At 67.5% G+C, this 2246-nt stretch carries 2 protein-coding genes; both read right to left on the reverse strand.

Annotated features, from left to right (window positions below; genetic code table 11):
• Positions 1 to 69: 69 nt before the first annotated feature.
• Complete coding sequence (locus MKK75_RS13275) at positions 70 to 489, reverse strand: hypothetical protein (RefSeq protein WP_244043027.1); 420 nt, start codon at positions 487 to 489, stop codon at positions 70 to 72.
• Positions 479 to 2246: DUF927 domain-containing protein (locus MKK75_RS13280; RefSeq protein ID WP_244043028.1), on the reverse strand; the 1768-nt coding region annotated here is incomplete at its 5' end. The genes MKK75_RS13280 and MKK75_RS13275, both read right to left, overlap by 11 nt.

The raw sequence follows: 2246 nt of genomic DNA on the forward strand, positions 1-2246 counted from the left end.
CCTGGGTGAGTCCGTAGGTCCGCACGGCGAGCGGCGAGGGAGGCGGCGACGAGCACCGCCACCGTGATCTCAATGGAGGGTGGCCGGCTGCGGCCCCAACGCGGCGATCGTCTCGTCCAGCGCCAGCCGCTCCGCCTCGGCGCGGGCGAATCCGCCCTCGAATTCCCGGATCGCGGCGCGTTCTTCGAAGTGGGCGAACCAATCCGCCGGATCGTTGCCCGAACCTGTCACACGTTCTGTCACCACCGCCGTCACACCCGGTGACGTGTGACGGAAATCTCCACCTTCCAATTTTGTAGGTGTGACACGTGTGACAGGTGTGACACGTTGATTTTGTTGACCTTTTTCCGGCGCCGAACGTGTGACGGCGATGTGTGACAGGGTGTGGCCTACCGGCTCTGCCACCCGTGTCACACGTGTCACGCGTTTTTCGGCGGTAGAGAGGGACTTCGTGATTTCACGAAGCCGGAGGCGAAGGTCAGGGCGCATCGGAGCCTCCGTCGAACACCGATGCCGTGATCACATAAACTCGGAGGGTGGCACCGCCTGGGGTACGCTCAGACCGCTGCAGCCTGCTGTTCGGATCGCGCTTCAGCATCCCGCGCTCGGCCAGGATCTTCGCGGTGGTCACCGGATCCAGACCGGTGCAGACCTCTGACTTCCACATCTCGGGTAGGACGAGCCAGACACGACCGTCGCCGTGACCGCGGCGCCAACCGGCGCGGTTCGGAACCGGACGGGCGTCGGTATCGTCCACCGATTCGAAGCGGCTCTCGCCATGGGCCTCAAAGAACCGGCGGACCTGAGCGATGGCCTCGCGAACCTCGGCAGGCTCTGTACCGCCTCGAGAACCGATCCAGTCCGCCAGCGCCCGCGCCGCGGCAGCCTCAGCCTCACCCTCCTCCCACGGCACGATGTTGAAGGTGCGGGCCAACTCGCCCGCCGCAGCAATCATGCCCAGCCGTGCGGCAGCCCGCCGAATCTGCCCGTCGGCGTCGGCCGGCGCGTGCTCCAAAACGAAGCTATCCACGAGGTCGACGACGAGGGTCCGGGCTTCCTCCTGGCCCATGTCCATCAGAGCGCGGACGAAGGCCGGTCCGGCCTCGCCGTAAGCCGACAGGGCGGCCTTCTGCAGGGCTTCGGCGAGACGAGCAGGATCGCCATCAGGGCCTGCGTGGTCGAACAGGCCGAAGCCACGGCCGGCATCGGCGGGGACATCGAGCAGACGCACCGCCTGACCTGCGTAGGCCTTGCGCTGTTTGTCCTCCGCGATCTTGGCCGCCATCGGCAACTCGCCGGTCGAGAGCGTCAGCACCCGCCATGTCATCGGCGCGCGCATAGAGCCGTCCCGAGCCGAGCGGCCTTTGCCGACGCCGGAGGCCAACTGGTAGACGGCCGCCGCTGCATCCCGGCCTTCAGCCACCCCGATCTCGTCGAGGCACAACAGGGTGTCGGTAACGATCGCCGCGGTGGCTTCCTGGGCGTTGGCGGTCGCCCGCCAGGACCGGACGAACCCAGGATCGGAAGCGCCACGGCCCCAGACGCTCGCCGCCGCCTTCAACGCCGTGGTTTTTCCGCGGCTGGACTGGCCGTAGAGATTCACCCCGCCACCCTCGCCGCCGACGAGGTCGACGAGCGGGCCCGCAAAGGCAGTCGCCAACGCCAGGATGAGGCGACCGTGCCCAGCAGTCAGCCGGCCGACGCTGTTGCGCCAATCCTGCAACGTACCCTTTCGTGAGTAGGGGGCCGCAGCCGCGCCGGTCAGGATCACCGTCTCGGTCTCGGGCTGGCCGATCACCGCATCCGGCAGCACGAACACCCGTTGCTCGCCGATCAGATGCCAGCCCGTGCGATTCACCGTGGTGACGCGGGCCTTCACCGCCACACGATTCAAATACTCACAAAGCTGCGCGCGACCCCCCCGGCTGACGACAAGGCCGCGTGATGCGAGGTCGGCGGCGAGCGCTCCGAGGTCGCCGTGGAGCGCGGCATCCGGCACGGCATGTTCGTGACGGCGGCCGTCGGGATCGCGCCATCGCAGCCAGCGCGCCCAGCCGTAGCCATGCGGATCGCGAGCGCGCCCAATCACCTCGAAGGCTGCCGACACCCACACGGTTTCGGTGGTGGCACTCTCGCCCCTACCTTTGACGATCTCGGCGGTCAGACCGCCAGAGTTCATGGAGTAGCTATCGAAGGAGATGTAGGCAGGTGCGGCCTCGACCCGGTCGACATGCTGAAGCACCAGG

The organism is Methylobacterium sp. J-030 (genome assembly GCF_022829545.1).
Lineage (GTDB): Bacteria > Pseudomonadota > Alphaproteobacteria > Rhizobiales > Beijerinckiaceae > Methylobacterium.